We start from the raw sequence: 15,538 nt of genomic DNA, 5'->3' as shown, positions 1-15,538 counted from the left end.
TTCACACCTCGGTTGTTATTATCACTTTTGAATTAACTTCTGCGCTCACTTTTGTTGGTAATCCCCAAAGCTTGATGAAACCAACTGCTGCATCTTGGTCAAATGTATCGGAAGACGTGTAAGTTGCTAAGTTTTCATCATAAAGTGAATTTGGCGATTTTCTTCCCTCTACAATGGCATGACCTTTAAATAATTTGACGCGGATGGTGCCGTTCACGAATTTTTGTGTAGATTTTAAGAAGGCAACTAATGCTTCTGTTAAAGGAGAGAACCATAGGCCATTGTAAATTGTTTCACTGATTTTTTGTTCGATGATAGGTTTGAAATGTGCCACTTCACGAACAAAGGTTAAATCTTCTAATTCCTTATGTGCTGTAATCAAAGTGACTGCGGCCGGACATTCGTATACTTCACGTGATTTAATACCAACTAAACGATTTTCGATATGATCAATTCTACCAACACCATGTTTTCCAGCAATTTCATTTAAAGTAAGAATTAAATTAGCTAGGCTCATATTTTCTCCATTAAGAGAAATAGGAATACCAGCATCAAAGGTGATTTCAACAATATCTGCTGTGTCTGGTGCATCTTCTAAACTCACTGTTAAGTCGTAAGCTGCCTCTGGCGGTGTTGTCCATGGGTTTTCAAGCACACCACATTCATTACTTCTACCCCACAAGTTTTGGTCAATCGAGAAGGGATTATCTAGATCAATTGGGACAGGGATGTCATGTTCTTTGGCGTAATTGATTTCTTCTTCTCTAGACCATTTCCAATCACGGACAGGAGAAACGACTTTTAAATCAGGAGCAAGTGCATGAATCGCTACTTCAAACCGAACTTGGTCATTTCCTTTACCAGTACAACCATGAGCGATAGCAGAAGCGCCTTCTTGACGAGCGACTTCTACTAATTTTTTCGCAATTAACGGACGGCTTAAAGCTGAAATAAGTGGATATTTTCCTTCATAATAAGCATGGGCTTGAAGAGCAATTAACGCAAAATCCTCGGCAAATTCTTCTTTCGCATCAATCGTGTAGGATTCACTTGCTCCGACAGTAATGGCTTTTTCTTTAATAAAATCTAAATTTTTGCCTTCACCAACATCCAAGCAACATGCAATAACTTCATAACCTGATTCTACTAACCACTGAATTGCCACAGAAGTATCTAACCCACCTGAGTAAGCTAATACGATTTTTTCTTTCGCCATTTTAAACATCCCCTATTCATAAATATACAAACATTTGTATTTATATTAACATCGATGCTTTTAGATATCAACCTTTTTATTTTCATTTATTCATAATTATGCTTAAAAATACATTTCTAAATAAAAATAATCATTTCAAATAGTAATAAATTGGTTCCTGTTCATAAAACTGCTATACTTGTTATTGAAGTTATATTGAAGGAGTTGAGCGAATGTGAAAAATACAATAAAATGGATCGCTATCGGTTTTGCTGGGATTATTCTACTTCCATTATTAATCGTTTTCTTTATTTACAAAAAAGCGGTTGGGAAAAAAGATTATAATCCTGAGGTTCTTGAGAATTTAGATAAGGCTTCACAGGAATTTGTGAAAAACACGTCACCATTATCCGACGTAGATTCGCGATATAAATATATGAGACTAGCAACAAAAGCATTACCTTCAGCAAAAGATATCGAAATTGGCGATGTTGAAAACAAAAAAATTGATGGTCCAGCTGGCAAAATTCCGATTCGGATTTATACGCCACAAGAAGACGGACCTTTCGAAATTATCGTTTATTATCATGGTGGCGGATTTGTTTTAGGTGGCTTGCAAACGCATGACGCGATTGCTAGAAAACTTGTACAAACTACGGGTGCTCGTGTTGTCACTGTTGATTACCGACTTGCTCCAGAAAATCCTTTCCCAGCGGCAGTGGAGGATGCATATGCGGCGCTACTTTGGGTACAAAATCACCGTACTAGCTTACGAGCTAAATCATCAGACATTATCGTTGCGGGAGATAGCGTAGGCGGAAACTTAGCGACCGTTGTTACACAAATCGCTAAATCCAAAGGAAAACCAAATATTACTGCTCAAATCTTACTTTATCCAGCAACTGATATTTTCAGCCGTGATGCATCTGTTCTATATCCGTCAATGGATGAATTTGCAGAAGGCTACGTGCTTACGAAAGAATCATTAGATAAATTCTTTAAATTATATATTGCGAATGCAAGCGATCGTAAATACGATCCACTCGTTGCACCAATACGTAGCAAAGATTTAGTCGGACTACCGAAAACATTTATTGTGACTGCTGAATTTGATCCACTTAGAGATCAAGGGGAAGCATATGCGAAGAAATTAAAAGATGCCGGCGTGGAAGTATTTGCCAAACGTTTTGAAAAAGTTCCACATGGCTTCATGACAACTAATTCAGAAGCGACCGATGAGACATACGAATTGATTAGCGAATTTTTAGAAGAAAAATAAATCCATGAATCCACTCTTTTAAAAGAGTGGATTTTTTTGTTGACAAAGAATTTTTTTCATGAGAAAATGACTTACGAACGGTCGTCAGTTTTTGTGAGAGGAGTGGAATGATGAGAAAAGAAGAAATCAAACAAGCTGCACTGACACTTTTTGCTAATAATGGTTTTGAAGGAACATCGCTTGCTGATATTGCTGGTGTGGTGGGGCTGAAGAAACAATCCATCTATTCTCATTTTAAAGATAAAGATGATTTGTTTTTATCCATTATGAAGGACGCTAAATCAACAGAAATAGATTACTACCGGGCAAAACTTCGAGATAGTGACTTATCCAGACCAGATCTTGTTTTGTCTAGTTTACTTTTTGGTGTGAAGGAATTATACGATACTGACGAGGCATATCAATTTTGGTTACGTTACGGGTTTTATCCGCCAAAGCATTTGTATGAAGTGGTCCAAGCAGATATTACCGAGAACGTGCTGCAAATGGAACATGAATTTACTGATTTATTTAGCAATTGGATGGAACAAAAGTTAATCCCAATGCAAGATGTGGAAACGATGAAAGAAGCATACATGGGAATTCTTGATGCAGTTATCGTAGACATTGTGTACGTGAATGACCCGGAAAGAACGGAAAAGAAAATCACGGCTTTATGGCAAATATTCTGGAGAGGAATTACGCTAAAAGCTTTGAATTAGAGGTGTAGTATGGCAAAAAATATGGAAATTTTAGAAACAGATTCAGTTAAAAAAATCTATTTTAGATATTTAATTCCTTCCTTAGTGGGAATGTTGTTAATGTCTTTAAATATTGTGATTGATGGAATTTTTGTTGGGCATAAGCTAGGCGGAGTAGCGCTTGCTGGGATAAATATAGCGGTGCCGGTATTTACGATTTTTACAGCGATTTCTATCTGGATTGGAATTGGCGCGGCGACCCAGTTTTCCTTTGCAATTGGAGAGAAAAATGTCGCTAAAGCACAAACGATTTTCACCAATGCGATTCTAGCCGTTGTTTCAATCACTGTTATTATTGGAATTATAGCGTTTATTTTTAAAGTACCATTAGCTTATTTTTTAGGTGCGAATGATGATACGATTGGTTATGTGCTTGAGTATATGAATATCCTGCTCGTATTTGGATTTGCGCTTACACTAGAAAATATTTTAAGTATTTTTGTACGTAATGATGGCGATCCTAATTTATCGATGATTGCGCTTATTGTAACGGCAATCAGTAATGTTATTTTGAACTATTTATTCCTATTTGTGTTCGAATGGGGTGTGACAGGCTCTGCTCTTGCTACGATGATAGCAATCATTATCGGTGTACTCATTTTAACTACCCATTTCTTCAAAAAATCGAGTCGCTTGAAATTTGTCAAAGTGGACTGGAACAAAGCTTTTTTCAAGAAAACATTGGCGATTGGCTTACCGAGCTTTTTGGCAGAAGTTGGTGTATCTGTATTTACGTTAGGTTATAATATTTCGATTGCGGCTATTGCTGGGACTGCTGGCGTGGCGGCGTTCTCTGTCCTCAATTATACGCATAGTGTGATTTTGATGTTGTTCCTTGGAATGGGTTCTGCGATTCAGCCACTTATTAGCTATTACAGGGGTGCGAAAGCTAGACAAAAAGAATTGGAAACATTGAAAATTGCGATTGTTGTAGCATTTAGCACCGGGGTCGGCTTTTTACTTGTTGGCTTCTTTGGTTCTAATTTGCTCGTTTCAATGTTCGGTAACTTTAGCGTGGAAATTAGAGAGTTAGCAAGCAATGGTATCAAATTATTCTATACTGCTTATCTTTTCATGGGCTTCAACTTTGTTATGATGACTTATTTCCAAACATCAGACAAAGTAAAAATGGCTACATGGATTACGATTTCACGTGAAATTATCTTCATGGTAATTTTCTTATTAGTATTGCCACCAATCATTGGTATCCCGGGCGTTTGGCTAGCAATTCCGATTTCAGAAATGATTGTAGCAGCATCCATAGTATTCTATATGAAGAAAAAACATATTTTATTTAAATAAAAACGAGACGAAGATAGATGATATCTTCGTCTTTTTAGGAAATTAAGACTAAAAATAGACTTAAAAAAGCGGAAGTGGGATAAATTTTCCTTTTTAGAGATTAATTGAATTTGAATGGTAAAATAAAAATCTACGTTTCCGTTTTTGCGTAGACAGGTTTTAAAAGGGAATGTGTAGAGAAAATTTATAGATTCGATAAGGGAAAGAGTCTATAAAACTTGTTGTTTTATTAACGGAATAGTTTGCATGTGGGAGCAAACTAAAAAGTAATAAAATGTCGGTATTAGGTGGAATTTAGGAATTCAAAAGGAAAATTTTTATTTCACCTATGCCGGACAACAAAAATTCCACAGCGATGATTATGACAAATTAGTGAAGCTTTTTTCAAAATAGCTATACAGGAGCAAATATAACAAAACGTTTTAGGTCCAAGAGCAATCATGCTTTTTTTGATCTAAAACGTTTTCTATGTAAGGGCGAACGCTTTAGGTTAGTAGTTTAAAAAAGCTTATTTAACAAGCTTTTTTAGAAAATATAAAAAGGAAAGCAAAAAAGTAGCTGGAAAAAGTGGTTGTTTTCCATTTCGAAATGTTTATAATTAAGAGGAAAATATTGAAAAAGCGGCGGTGACATCATGAACTTAATCGGTTTGCGAATTAAAAATATTCGTAAAGAGAAAAAGCTGACATTAAAGGACGTAGCGCAAGGAATTATTTCTGTTCCTTATTTAGCAAATATAGAGAACGGTATTAAGGTTGCTTCTTTGGAAACATTGATACACATAGCAAGAAGGTTAGACATACCAGAAGAAATTTTATTGATGAGCGAAGATGAAGAGAATAGAGCACTTTTGAAAGAATTGGATGAGATTTTTGAACTATTGGTTTGTTCTAATCCTAAAGAAATAGAAAGTAGATTAATGAAAATAGCAGAAAATGTAGAGCTACAGCACGAATCACCAGCTGTCGAACTTAGCTTTTATTGTTTACAGGTAGCATTTTATTATAAGACTTGGAAATTTTCAAGAGCGGAAGAAGTGGAAGCTAAATATTTAAAGAACGCAGAAAAACGAGTGGAAAATGCTTTCCCGCCCCAATTGCTTTCCTACTATTATTACGGTCAGGCAGTAAAACATTCTCATGCAACGTGTAATTATCAATTAGCAGTGGAGTACTGGGAAAAGTGCGTTGCTCTCACTGATAATAAAAATTTTCTCACTGTTTTTCATGTGTGCATCTGCATTAATTATATTTGCCAAAGTATTTATGAACCCGCACTTGGACATATCCAGCAAGCGTGGGATTTAATAAAGGATGAAGAGCAGGAACGTTTTGTCTCTATTCTCTATTTCTATGGTTACATTTATTTTCAAATTGGCTTTATTGTGGAGGCAAAATACAGATTTAAACAAACGCTACAGTACTTTTCCAAATATCCAGAGGCTAAAAAAATCTATTATTTTGTCGTTCAATTAAAAATGGCAGAAATTGAAAATATCGAAGGAAATGAAACGCTATTTTATGAAAAAATAACCAGTTTGTATAAAGAACTAATAGCCTACGAAACGACTAATATAAGCTTTAATAATAATGATTATCTTGTTATTACAGAACTGATGGTCATTTTTGCAGAAAAAGGTTTTGTTGAAGAAGCGACTTCATTAATGGGGCTAATGAATAAAGTAGTTGAGCGAGTGCAAGAACTGAATTACTTCATGGAATACACCGAAATATTGCTTTTATATCAACAGGATGAGCAAGTAAGTTATGAAAAGAAAATGATAAAATTATTGAAAAAGATTGATGCGTCAAATGACCCAGTATTAATTGAACGAGTCAAAAAGCATGCAAGTAAACACTTCGCCAAATCAACAAAATATAAAATGGCATACGATATTTTGTCATAAACAAAAAAGCAGCTGGTTGCAACACTGGCTGTTTTCTTTTGCTGTTTTATGGGTATTTAATGATGTTAGGCCCAGGGAAAAGGGAGGGGAAGGTATGCAAAGAAAATTAATAGGTAGTTTTTTCATTCTAATGGTGTTGCTTATTATTGGAAGTACTTCTGAAAAAGTGCAAGCTTCTCCAACATCTTCAAATGGCTGGCAGTTAAAATGGGCTATTAAAAATAATGATTTTGAAGATGTTGATATCACAGATTACGGTCAAAATGCTGGTACAACAAATGTATGGATGGTTAATCAAGCTGGTGTAGATGCCTGGGGCACAACTAATCCAACTGGAAATATAGAAGTATGGCAAAATGGTAATGGATATAATGTGCCTGCTTTTTCGGGAAATAACTTTATTGAATTAAATTCAGATGGTATTGGACCAGTTTATCAGGATATTCGGACAATCCCAGGTTCGAATTTAACATGGAAGTTTTCGCATCGTGGTCGTACTGGTGTAGACACAGCCGATTTGCTTATTGGTTCACCCGAAAGTCAAACGGAGGTATCGAGAGTTTCTAATGGGGAAACGTGGGGGAGTTTTGAAGGGAATTATACGGTTCCAGCTGGACAAACTATCACAAGACTAACTTTTAACCCAATTTCAACTGCAAATGGTTCACTTACAAGCGGAAATTTTTTAGATGATGTTCAGTTATATATTAATGTAAACGGTGCAAAAATTGGCGATGTTGTTTGGTATGATTTTAATGGGGATGGTATTCAGCAAGATAGCGAAGAACCTGCTCCTGGCGTAAAGGTAGATTTATTAACGAAAGATGGTACGTTTAAAGAAAGTGCGACCACAAATAATATCGGCTCTTATTTATTCACAGATGTTTTGCCAGGGGACTATCAAGTGAAATTTAGCCTACCGAATAATGATTTTATTTTTTCAAAAGCAAATCAAGGTAATGACAAGAGCCTTAATTCTAAACCAGATAAAACTGGTATTGCTTCAGTAAATGTACCTAATTTAAAAAGTGAGAATTTTGATATAGATGCGGGAATAACGACGAATGGTAAAGTGGAAATTCAAAAACTTTCAGGAGATAAGGCACTGAGTGGAGCGGTTTACGCAATTAAAGATAATTCTCAATCAGAAGTAGCAAAAATAACAACTAATCAAAATGGGACAGGAACTGCAGAAGGACTGCCACCAGGGAATTATACAGCAACCGAAGTTACAGCACCCCTTGGATATCAGAAAAACACAACACCCAAGAAATTTACTATCACGTACGGCGATACAAATCCTGTCAAACTCACTTTTCAAAACGCTGAGAAAACAGGATCAATTACTATTTTTAAACAAGATGAAGCGAATAAAAAAGGTCTAGCAAATGCCGTTTTCGACGTAAAGTCAATAGATGGAACGACATTAAAAAAAGTAACTACAAATAGTAAAGGTTATGCACTTGCTGAAAACTTACAACCCGGAACTTATGTCATAACGGAAGTAACAGCACCACCTGGTTATGAAAAATCAGCCAATGAAATTCGCGTAACGATACCATTTAATCCTCAAAAAACTATTAATATTACTTTTAGTGATAATAAAATAATGGTACCTCTAAAACCAACTCCAACAAAGGGGAGTACAGTGGTGAAGGTAAGTGGAGAAACGACAAAAATTACCGCTCTACCGCAAACGGGCGATAGTTCAAGTAGCTCAACGATTTTTACAGGATTGCTTATTGTCGTAGCTAGCGGGTTATTTGTTTATAGAAGATATTAAAGATACAAAAAAATTCCAAGGTTAGCTTCTAACCTTGGAATTTTTTAATTGATGCGGCCGAGAGGACTTGAACCTCCACGGGTTTTACCCCACTAGGCCCTCAACCTAGCGCGTCTGCCGATTCCGCCACGACCGCGTATGCGTAGCAAAACTAATTATAATATTGATTCCATTATTTTGTCAACAAATTCTACGTAGATAATTGGAAAAAAGTAAGCGTATTCTTGTATAATGGAGAATAGCGAATTTATAGGAGGGAGAGCTAATTATGGATGTGACACAACTAAAAATGTTGCATAATGCGAAAGTAATTTCGGAAATAAAAAAAGGTTTTTCTGTTGATAGGAAATACCAGGTGGATGAAACTTACCTTGTTCGTGTTTTTCCCATAGACTTACTTCAAGAACGGAAGCAAGAATTTAAAATAATCCAAGCATTAGATTCTCAAACTCCATTTGTTCCAAAAGCATATGATTTCGGTTTTATCGAAAGAGAAGGCTATATGATTATTAGTTATTTGCGAGGAGAAGACGCAGAAAGTGGCATGACTCATTTATCTCATTCAGAACAGTTTAAAGCTGGTTTTTCGGCAGGGGAAATTTTACGAGAAGTTCATAAAATACCGCTAGATATACCAAAAATGAACTGGTTGGATTTTCAAACAGCTAAATTTAAACGAAAAGTGGAGGAATTAAAAGAATTAGAAATAACAGCTTCTTTTTTAACAGACACTGAAAAGTTTGTTTATAAGAATATAGCTAGATTAAAAAATAGACCGATTTGTTTACAGCATGGAGATTTTCATCCAGCGAATATTATTTTAAACAACAAAAAGTTTGTGGGGCTAATTGATTTTAATCGGCTAGAGTTCGGTGATCCTTTATTTGATTTAGCTAAAATCGGCTTTTTTACAACAGAGGTCAGTATACCTTTTGCACGAGGAAATATTTTAGGCTATATTGATAAAGAAGAAGTTACGGATTTTTGGAATCTTTATGCGCTTTACACGGCGATGCATATTACTTCGGCTGTTAGTTGGGCGGCAAAAAATGAATCTCGTAATTTTAAAAAGTTGATGGATTATGCAGTAAAGACGGCAGCTAGTCACGATAATTTTCAAAAGATAGTGCCGAATTGGATGAACGAGGAGGAATTCAAATGACTGAAAAGAAAATTGATTTTAAAAAAGAAGAGAAGAAATTCTACGCGCCTAAAAGGAAGCCAGAGCGTATTTTTGTTCCGGAAATGAATTTTTTGATGGTGGATGGTAAAGGTGATCCGGACGGTGAGGAGTATCAAAAGGCAGTGCAGTCTCTTTATGCGATTGCGTACACGATTAAAATGAGCAAGATGGGCGAGACGCGTCTGAATGGTTACGCGGATTTTGTTGTACCGCCGCTGGAAGGGTTTTGGTGGTCTGAAGAGAAGTTTGATTTAAAGGACAGAGATGCGTGGCTTTGGACATCCATTCTTAGACAACCAGATTTTGTCACAGAAGAAGTGTTGGAATGGGCTAAAGAGGTTGCTCAGAAGAAAAAGCCGGATGTCGATACGAGTCGTGTGAAATTGGTTCGTTTTGAAGAAGGGGAATGTGTGCAAATGATGCATATTGGTCCTTTTAGTGAAGAAGTGAAAACGGTCGCGGAATTACACCAATTCATGGAAACAGAGGGGCTTCATAATGATACAGGAGCAGTTCGTAAACACCACGAAATTTATTTGAGTGATCCGCGTAAAGTGGACCCAGAAAAAATGAAGACCATCCTTCGACTTCCAGTGAGTTGAATAATTGGAATGTTTTGCGTTATAGTATAGTAGAAATAGGACAAAGGCGACTGCCCGGAATGCAAATATTTCAGGGTAGTTTTTTTGTGAAGTGGGGTCTTGGAGATGTATTTTTTATATGTAGGGGTTTTTGGCGCATTAGGTGGTATGTGCCGATATGCAATGAATTTGTGGCTTGGTGGTGGGGATTTTCCTTCTGCGACTTTAGCGGTTAATTTAATAGGTTGTTTTTTATTGGCTTTTCTCATGCGATTTTTGGCGGAAAAATCACGTGTTTCATTGGTGCTTTTGAACGGGATTGGGACGGGGTTTATTGGCGCCTTTACGACTTTCTCGGCTTTTAGTGTAGATACAATTCAACTAGTGCAAAGTGGCGCATGGTTATTTGCAGTTAGCTATGTGCTAGCTAGTTTCATTGGAGGGCTTATTATGGTGAAGTTTGGCCGGATGCTTAGCAATAAGCTTTTGAATCGAGGTGAGCATCGTGTTGGTTAATTTCTTACTTGTAGGTTTTGGAGCGGCTCTTGGTGCGATGCTACGATATGGAATTTCTGTATTGGTCAAAAGCAAATGGAAAACAAACTTTCCTTCTGCGACTTTTTTTATTAATATTACTGGTTCATTCTTATTAGGTTTTCTTGTTTCCTCTACTATTGGACCGGTTTGGCACCTTTTTTTAGGTACAGGGTTTATGGGGGGATATACGACTTTTTCTACGTTTAAAGTGGAAAGTATGGAATTAAAATGGAAGGCGAATTATCGTGTGTTATTTTCTTATCTAGGTTGTACGTATGTGTTTGGCTTAATAGCGGCTTTTCTCGGTATGATGCTTGGTGTATAAGAATTGTTTAAGAAACAAGAAAACAATTGCCTGTATTTCTGCTAAATGCTATGCTAGAAAGAACGATAAGCTTCAGAGAGGACGAGAGAGTGATGACAGGTTTTAAAAAGGTAATATTGCCGGTTTTACTAGTGGTACTATTTTTAGCAGGTTGTAATCAAGCAGAAGTGCCTGCTTTAGTCCTTGACGGAACAATAACGGATACTAGTTTGTTAGAGAATAATAATGAGTTGACAGTCAATGGGACATTAACGTGGAATGGTGAAAAAAACGATTACGCAAGTGAAGTCATGATTACAGTGAGTAGCAATACAGCCGTAACAAATGCGACCACTGGAAAAGCAATGAAACTTGCTGACATCAAAGAGGAAGATACTGTTAGAGCTGTATTCCCACAAGGTTCAAATATTACTTCACCCGCCCCTGGAAAAGTATCTGAAAATGCTACATCTTTAAAAGTGACTCCAAAATAAAAGCGTGCCTTTCTAAAAGGAACGCTTTTTTTATAGGAATTTGTGTCAGACTGATGAACTATTGTAAATTCTCTTGTTTTCAGACCTTAAAGTGTGTTAGTTTTAATGTATTAATCACCTAGGAGGAGAATGATGAAAAAAGGGATTTTATTATCAATTTTGTTAGCTTTAGTATTAGTAATTAGTGCTTGTGGGGAAAGTGCGGAAGAAAAAGCAGCAAAAACACCACAAGGTAAATTTGTTCAAACAATGAAAAATGGGATGAATGTGCCTGATCAATATACATATACAACTTCTTTTGCTGTAAACGATATAAATGTTTCTAGCACGGACCCAAGTGCTCAAACGATGGGGATTTTAAAAGACATTAAGCTTTCTGTAACAACGTCCACTGACAAAAAAGCAAACAAATCAGAAGCAAAATTCAATGTAACATCGACGAATAACTTACTGCCAATTTCAATGGATTTAGATTTTTTAGTAGATAGTAAAACAGGGAATGCCTATATTCCACTTAAAACTATTGTAGAGCCTGATGCTTCTTTACTTAGTTATTTAGACCAAGCGACTGGTGGCATGTGGTCTAAAATTAACACCGATTACCCAGATTTAAAAAATAAATATCTTAGTACTGAAGAATTGACAAGTTCATTAACAGACCAACCTGAGGCAAAAACAGCTGTAAATACAAAAGAAATCGAGGCAGCCTCGAAAGATCTAAATAAAAAAGCAATAAAATTAACCGATACTTATTTCACTGGCTTAGAAAAAGATCGTTTTAAAGAAGCGGATGATGGCACTGTTAGCGTTACAATTAAAAACGCCGATATTGCTAACTTAATGAACCAAGTAGCTAAACTAATGGATGATGAAAAAGTAAAAGCAGATTTTAAAGTTATTGCAGAAAGCCAAGGTTCAGATGCAGTAACAGATTTTGATTCCACGTATGCAGAAATGAAATCGAGTTTAACAGATGCTGCGAAAGAATTAAAAGAAAATAAAACGTACTTGATTAGTAATAAACTTACTGTGAAATCAGGAAAAGAGAATAGCTTAGATACACTTACTCTTCAAACAAAAATAGAAGATAAATCCGATGCGAGTGCTCCTGAGTCTATTAGCTTTACGGTGAAAACAAAAGCAGAAGAATTTGTTCCAATTGAAGATTTCCCTACAAAAGATGAAGTTATTTCTAGCGAAGAGCTAAATAAAATCATTACTGATATTACAAGAAAAATGTATGGCGATATGGATATAAGTGGAACTAATTATTAATCAATCGAAAGACGCAGCGACTTAGGTCGTTGCGTTTTTTTGATTTTTATTTTGGCGCGTCTTTGTGGTATGATATGTAGAGAAAATGATGGACGGGTGAGGTAATGGAATTCGAATTGATAATGACAAGTGAAAGAGAGACAAGACTTCTCGCAAAACAACTTGGAGAAAATTTAACTGCTGGGGATGTGATTTTACTTGAGGGTGATCTTGGTGCGGGTAAAACTACTTTTACAAAAGGTCTAGGTGAAGGCCTTTTGATTCCGCAAATGATTAAAAGCCCGACCTTCACTATTATTCGCGAGTATAAGAAAGGGCGCTTGCCGCTTTACCATATGGATGTGTACCGTTTGGAAGATACTTCGGCTGATGAACTTGGTCTGGAGGAATATTTTTACGGAGCGGGTGTGAGCGTGGTTGAATGGGCGCAGTTTGTTCGTGAGGATTTACCAGAAGAATACTTGGAAATCAAGCTTTTTCATATAGATGAGAATACGCGTAAGATAGTTGTGAAGCCAGTTGGACAAAGGTATGAGCAACTTGCGATGGAGGTTTTTGGAAAATGATACTTGGGATGGATACGTCTTCTGATACGATGACGATAGCGCTTTTTAATGAGGGTGTCGTTATCGGCGAATATACAACGAATTTAAGAAAAAATCATAGTGTACGGTTGCTTCCAGCGATTGCTGTTTTAATGCAAGAATGTGGAGTAAAACCTACTGACCTAGAAAAAATTGCTGTAGCAAAAGGTCCAGGGTCTTACACGGGACTTCGTATTGGTGTAACGGTAGCGAAGACAATGGCTTGGGATGCGGGGATTCCGATTGTCGGGATTTCTTCTTTGGCACTTTTAGCAGAGAACGGTTTGTACTTTCCTGGAAAAGTTGTCGCTTTAATGGATGCGCGCCGTGGAAATGTGTACGCGGGTGTTTATCAAGTGACCGAGGGCAAAATGCAGAGTGTTATCGCGGACGGGCATATTGCGTTAACTGAATTACTAGAACAATTCGCGCCTAGCGAGGAGCTCATTTTATTCGTAGGAACCTTAACAGAACAAATTTGTGTGACTGTGACGGAAGTCCTTGGTGAGCGGGCGGTTTTTGCGCAGGCAGATTATACTTACTCACGAGCTAGTTCTCTCGTAAAACTGGCAGAGAATTTAGATGGAGAACCAGCAGACAATTTTGTTCCTGATTATTTAAAACTGGCAGAAGCGGAGAGTAAATGGTTGGAATCGAGGGGTTCCGAGTGAGTTTGGAAGAAGCCTTATTATTTCGGGAAGCAACCGTGACTGACTTGAAAAGTATTATGAATGTCGAAAATGCAGCATTTACAGTACCTTGGACGGAAGCAGCTTTTCGGAATGAATTTATTATTAACCAATACGCCTATTATTTACTTGCGATATATAAGGAACAAGTGGTAGGCTATGCAGGTGTTTGGCTCGTTTTAGATGAAGGGCATATTACGAATATTGCGATTCATCCAGATTATCAAGGGAATCATTACGGTGAGGCACTTTTGCGAGAAATGATTCGAGTTGCGAAAGAGCGTGGAGTTGTTCGGATGACATTAGAAGTTCGCGTATCCAATGATGTTGCTCAAGGACTTTATAAAAAATTAGGATTTCAAGACGGCGCCATTCGGAAAAACTATTATCCGGATACGAAAGAAGATGCGCTAGTGATGTGGGTGGACTTATGAAAAAAAATACATTAATTCTTGGGATAGAATCTAGCTGCGATGAAACAGCTGCTTCTGTTGTAAAAAATGGCAATGAAATTATATCGAGTGTCGTGGCTTCGCAAATTGAGAGCCATAAACGATTTGGCGGGGTAGTTCCCGAAATCGCCTCGAGACACCACGTGGAGCAAATTACACTTGTGATTGAAGAGGCCTTAAAACAAGCGAATGTGACAATGGATGATTTAGACGGGGTAGCTGTGACAGAAGGGCCAGGTCTAGTTGGAGCTCTACTTATCGGAGTGAATGCGGCTAAAACGCTAGCTTTTATGCACAATTTACCTTTAGTCGGTGTACACCATATTGCAGGCCATATTTATGCAAATCGTTTTGAAACTGAATTTAAATTTCCGCTACTCTCATTAGTTGTCAGCGGCGGTCATACGGAACTAGTTTTAATGAAAGCGGACAATGAGTTTGAAATTATCGGGGAGACAAGGGACGATGCAGCTGGTGAAGCTTATGATAAAGTAGCGCGCACACTTGGTCTCGCTTATCCGGGCGGCGTGCAAATTGATAAACTTGCCAAAGACGGCGAAGACACTTTTCATTTTCCAAGGGCGATGATGGATGAGGGTTCGTTTGATTTTAGTTTTAGTGGATTGAAGTCTTCCTTTATTAACACGCTTCATAATTTAAGACAGCGTGGTGAGGAGCCGAATCCAAACGATATGGCGGCGAGTTTTCAAGCAAGCGTTGTGGATGTTTTAGTAAGTAAAACGATTCGCGCAGCTAAACAATATGATGTGAAACAACTGCTTCTTGCTGGAGGCGTGGCGGCGAATCAAGGTTTACGAGAACGACTTATTCAAGAAGTAAAACTAGAACTTCCGGAGACCGAATTGATTATTCCGCCGTTAGCCTTATGCGGAGACAATGCCGCAATGATTGCTGCTGCAGGGACAGTGAGTTTCTTACAAGGAAAACGTAGTGGTTTTGATATGAATGCGAATCCGGGATTATTGCTGGAAGATATATAAAAAGCGTGCGATTTTTCGTTCCGCACGCTTCGGACTGCAGTCTATTTATATTAGGCCAATTTTCCGATTATGCCTCTAAAATACAACTTTCGCGCCAACTCTTTTTCTAAAGATACTTGCATGCTATAATTGTGATGCAAATAAGTTTATGGTGGTGCACCGGCCTTTTTCATCCAGAAAGTTGGTGGTGCTTATGTTATTTTTTAGGCGTTACCTGGAAAGGATAAACGTGT

General features: G+C 37.3%; 16 protein-coding genes and 1 tRNA gene. 15 read left to right on the top strand and 2 right to left on the bottom strand.

Translation table 11 applies throughout. The features are described from left to right. Nucleotide 1: 1 nt before the first annotated feature. On the bottom strand, nucleotides 2–1,216 hold the full coding sequence (locus CKV70_RS10755; RefSeq protein WP_009926995.1) for an argininosuccinate synthase: 1,215 nt from the start codon (nucleotides 1,214–1,216) through the stop codon (nucleotides 2–4). A gap of 214 nt (nucleotides 1,217–1,430) precedes the next feature. On the opposite strand from CKV70_RS10755, the gene CKV70_RS10750 reads away from it, so the two are divergent. From CKV70_RS10750 to CKV70_RS10730, 5 genes are all read left to right on the top strand, one after another. After that, complete coding sequence (locus CKV70_RS10750) at nucleotides 1,431–2,474, top strand: alpha/beta hydrolase (protein ID WP_014601012.1); 1,044 nt, start codon at nucleotides 1,431–1,433, stop codon at nucleotides 2,472–2,474. A 110-nt stretch (nucleotides 2,475–2,584) separates the two neighbouring features. Next, a complete protein-coding gene (gene fepR, locus CKV70_RS10745) occupies nucleotides 2,585–3,175 on the top strand; it encodes an efflux pump transcriptional regulator FepR (protein ID WP_003722345.1) in 591 nt (196 codons plus the stop codon). Between the two features lie 9 nt (nucleotides 3,176–3,184). Beyond that, nucleotides 3,185–4,516 carry a multidrug efflux MATE transporter FepA gene (gene fepA, locus CKV70_RS10740; protein WP_009931796.1) on the top strand — a complete coding sequence of 444 codons (1,332 nt, stop codon included), beginning with the start codon at nucleotides 3,185–3,187 and terminating at the stop codon, nucleotides 4,514–4,516. A gap of 634 nt (nucleotides 4,517–5,150) precedes the next feature. Beyond that, nucleotides 5,151–6,422 (top strand): helix-turn-helix domain-containing protein, encoded by a 1,272-nt coding sequence (locus CKV70_RS10735; RefSeq protein WP_014601011.1) that lies wholly within the window; start codon nucleotides 5,151–5,153, stop codon nucleotides 6,420–6,422. A gap of 94 nt (nucleotides 6,423–6,516) precedes the next feature. Further along, complete coding sequence (locus CKV70_RS10730; protein ID WP_010989891.1) at nucleotides 6,517–8,205, top strand: SpaA isopeptide-forming pilin-related protein; 1,689 nt, start codon at nucleotides 6,517–6,519, stop codon at nucleotides 8,203–8,205. Nucleotides 8,206–8,257: 52 nt separating this feature from the next. Here CKV70_RS10730 and CKV70_RS10725 read toward each other — a convergent pair. After that, a tRNA-Leu gene (locus tag CKV70_RS10725) sits at nucleotides 8,258–8,341 on the bottom strand. A 132-nt stretch (nucleotides 8,342–8,473) separates the two neighbouring features. On the opposite strand from CKV70_RS10725, the gene CKV70_RS10720 reads away from it, so the two are divergent. The 10 genes from CKV70_RS10720 to tsaD all read left to right on the top strand — a co-directional run bounded on the left by CKV70_RS10720 (nucleotide 8,474) and on the right by tsaD (nucleotide 15,305). Further along, nucleotides 8,474–9,367: an aminoglycoside phosphotransferase family protein gene (locus tag CKV70_RS10720; RefSeq protein WP_003731949.1), complete on the top strand. Its 894-nt coding sequence runs from the start codon at nucleotides 8,474–8,476 to the stop codon at nucleotides 9,365–9,367. Further along, entirely contained in the window at nucleotides 9,364–9,990 is a 627-nt protein-coding gene (locus tag CKV70_RS10715; RefSeq protein ID WP_003731950.1) for a GyrI-like domain-containing protein, read from the top strand. The genes CKV70_RS10720 and CKV70_RS10715 overlap by 4 nt, the downstream gene beginning before the upstream one ends. Nucleotides 9,991–10,095: 105 nt before the next feature. Then, nucleotides 10,096–10,485, top strand: coding sequence for a fluoride efflux transporter CrcB (gene crcB, locus CKV70_RS10710; RefSeq protein ID WP_003731951.1), 390 nt, complete (start codon nucleotides 10,096–10,098; stop codon nucleotides 10,483–10,485). Continuing rightward, complete coding sequence (crcB, locus tag CKV70_RS10705; protein WP_014601010.1) at nucleotides 10,475–10,831, top strand: fluoride efflux transporter CrcB; 357 nt, start codon at nucleotides 10,475–10,477, stop codon at nucleotides 10,829–10,831. Before crcB (CKV70_RS10710) ends, crcB (CKV70_RS10705) begins: the two co-directional genes overlap by 11 nt. Nucleotides 10,832–10,923: 92 nt before the next feature. Next, nucleotides 10,924–11,304, top strand: coding sequence for a hypothetical protein (locus CKV70_RS10700; RefSeq protein ID WP_010989888.1), 381 nt, complete (start codon nucleotides 10,924–10,926; stop codon nucleotides 11,302–11,304). Nucleotides 11,305–11,433: 129 nt separating this feature from the next. Beyond that, nucleotides 11,434–12,579, top strand: a complete 1,146-nt coding sequence (locus CKV70_RS10695) for an Lmo2079 family surface lipoprotein (RefSeq protein WP_072217182.1) — start codon at nucleotides 11,434–11,436, stop codon at nucleotides 12,577–12,579. Between the two features lie 104 nt (nucleotides 12,580–12,683). Then, nucleotides 12,684–13,145: a tRNA (adenosine(37)-N6)-threonylcarbamoyltransferase complex ATPase subunit type 1 TsaE gene (gene tsaE / locus CKV70_RS10690; RefSeq protein WP_003722335.1), complete on the top strand. Its 462-nt coding sequence runs from the start codon at nucleotides 12,684–12,686 to the stop codon at nucleotides 13,143–13,145. Further along, nucleotides 13,142–13,834 (top strand): tRNA (adenosine(37)-N6)-threonylcarbamoyltransferase complex dimerization subunit type 1 TsaB, encoded by a 693-nt coding sequence (tsaB, locus tag CKV70_RS10685; RefSeq protein WP_014601009.1) that lies wholly within the window; start codon nucleotides 13,142–13,144, stop codon nucleotides 13,832–13,834. The genes tsaE and tsaB overlap by 4 nt, the downstream gene beginning before the upstream one ends. Next, a complete protein-coding gene (gene rimI, locus CKV70_RS10680) occupies nucleotides 13,831–14,286 on the top strand; it encodes a ribosomal protein S18-alanine N-acetyltransferase (RefSeq protein WP_009925883.1) in 456 nt (151 codons plus the stop codon). The genes tsaB and rimI overlap by 4 nt, the downstream gene beginning before the upstream one ends. Beyond that, entirely contained in the window at nucleotides 14,283–15,305 is a 1,023-nt protein-coding gene (gene tsaD, locus CKV70_RS10675; RefSeq protein ID WP_003731954.1) for a tRNA (adenosine(37)-N6)-threonylcarbamoyltransferase complex transferase subunit TsaD, read from the top strand. Before rimI ends, tsaD begins: the two co-directional genes overlap by 4 nt. Nucleotides 15,306–15,538: the final 233 nt, after the last annotated feature.

It is taken from the genome of Listeria monocytogenes (assembly GCF_900187225.1).
Lineage (GTDB): Bacteria > Bacillota > Bacilli > Lactobacillales > Listeriaceae > Listeria > Listeria monocytogenes.
Note: the sequence above shows the minus strand (reverse complement) of the source record. Positions and strands in the feature narration are given on the sequence as shown.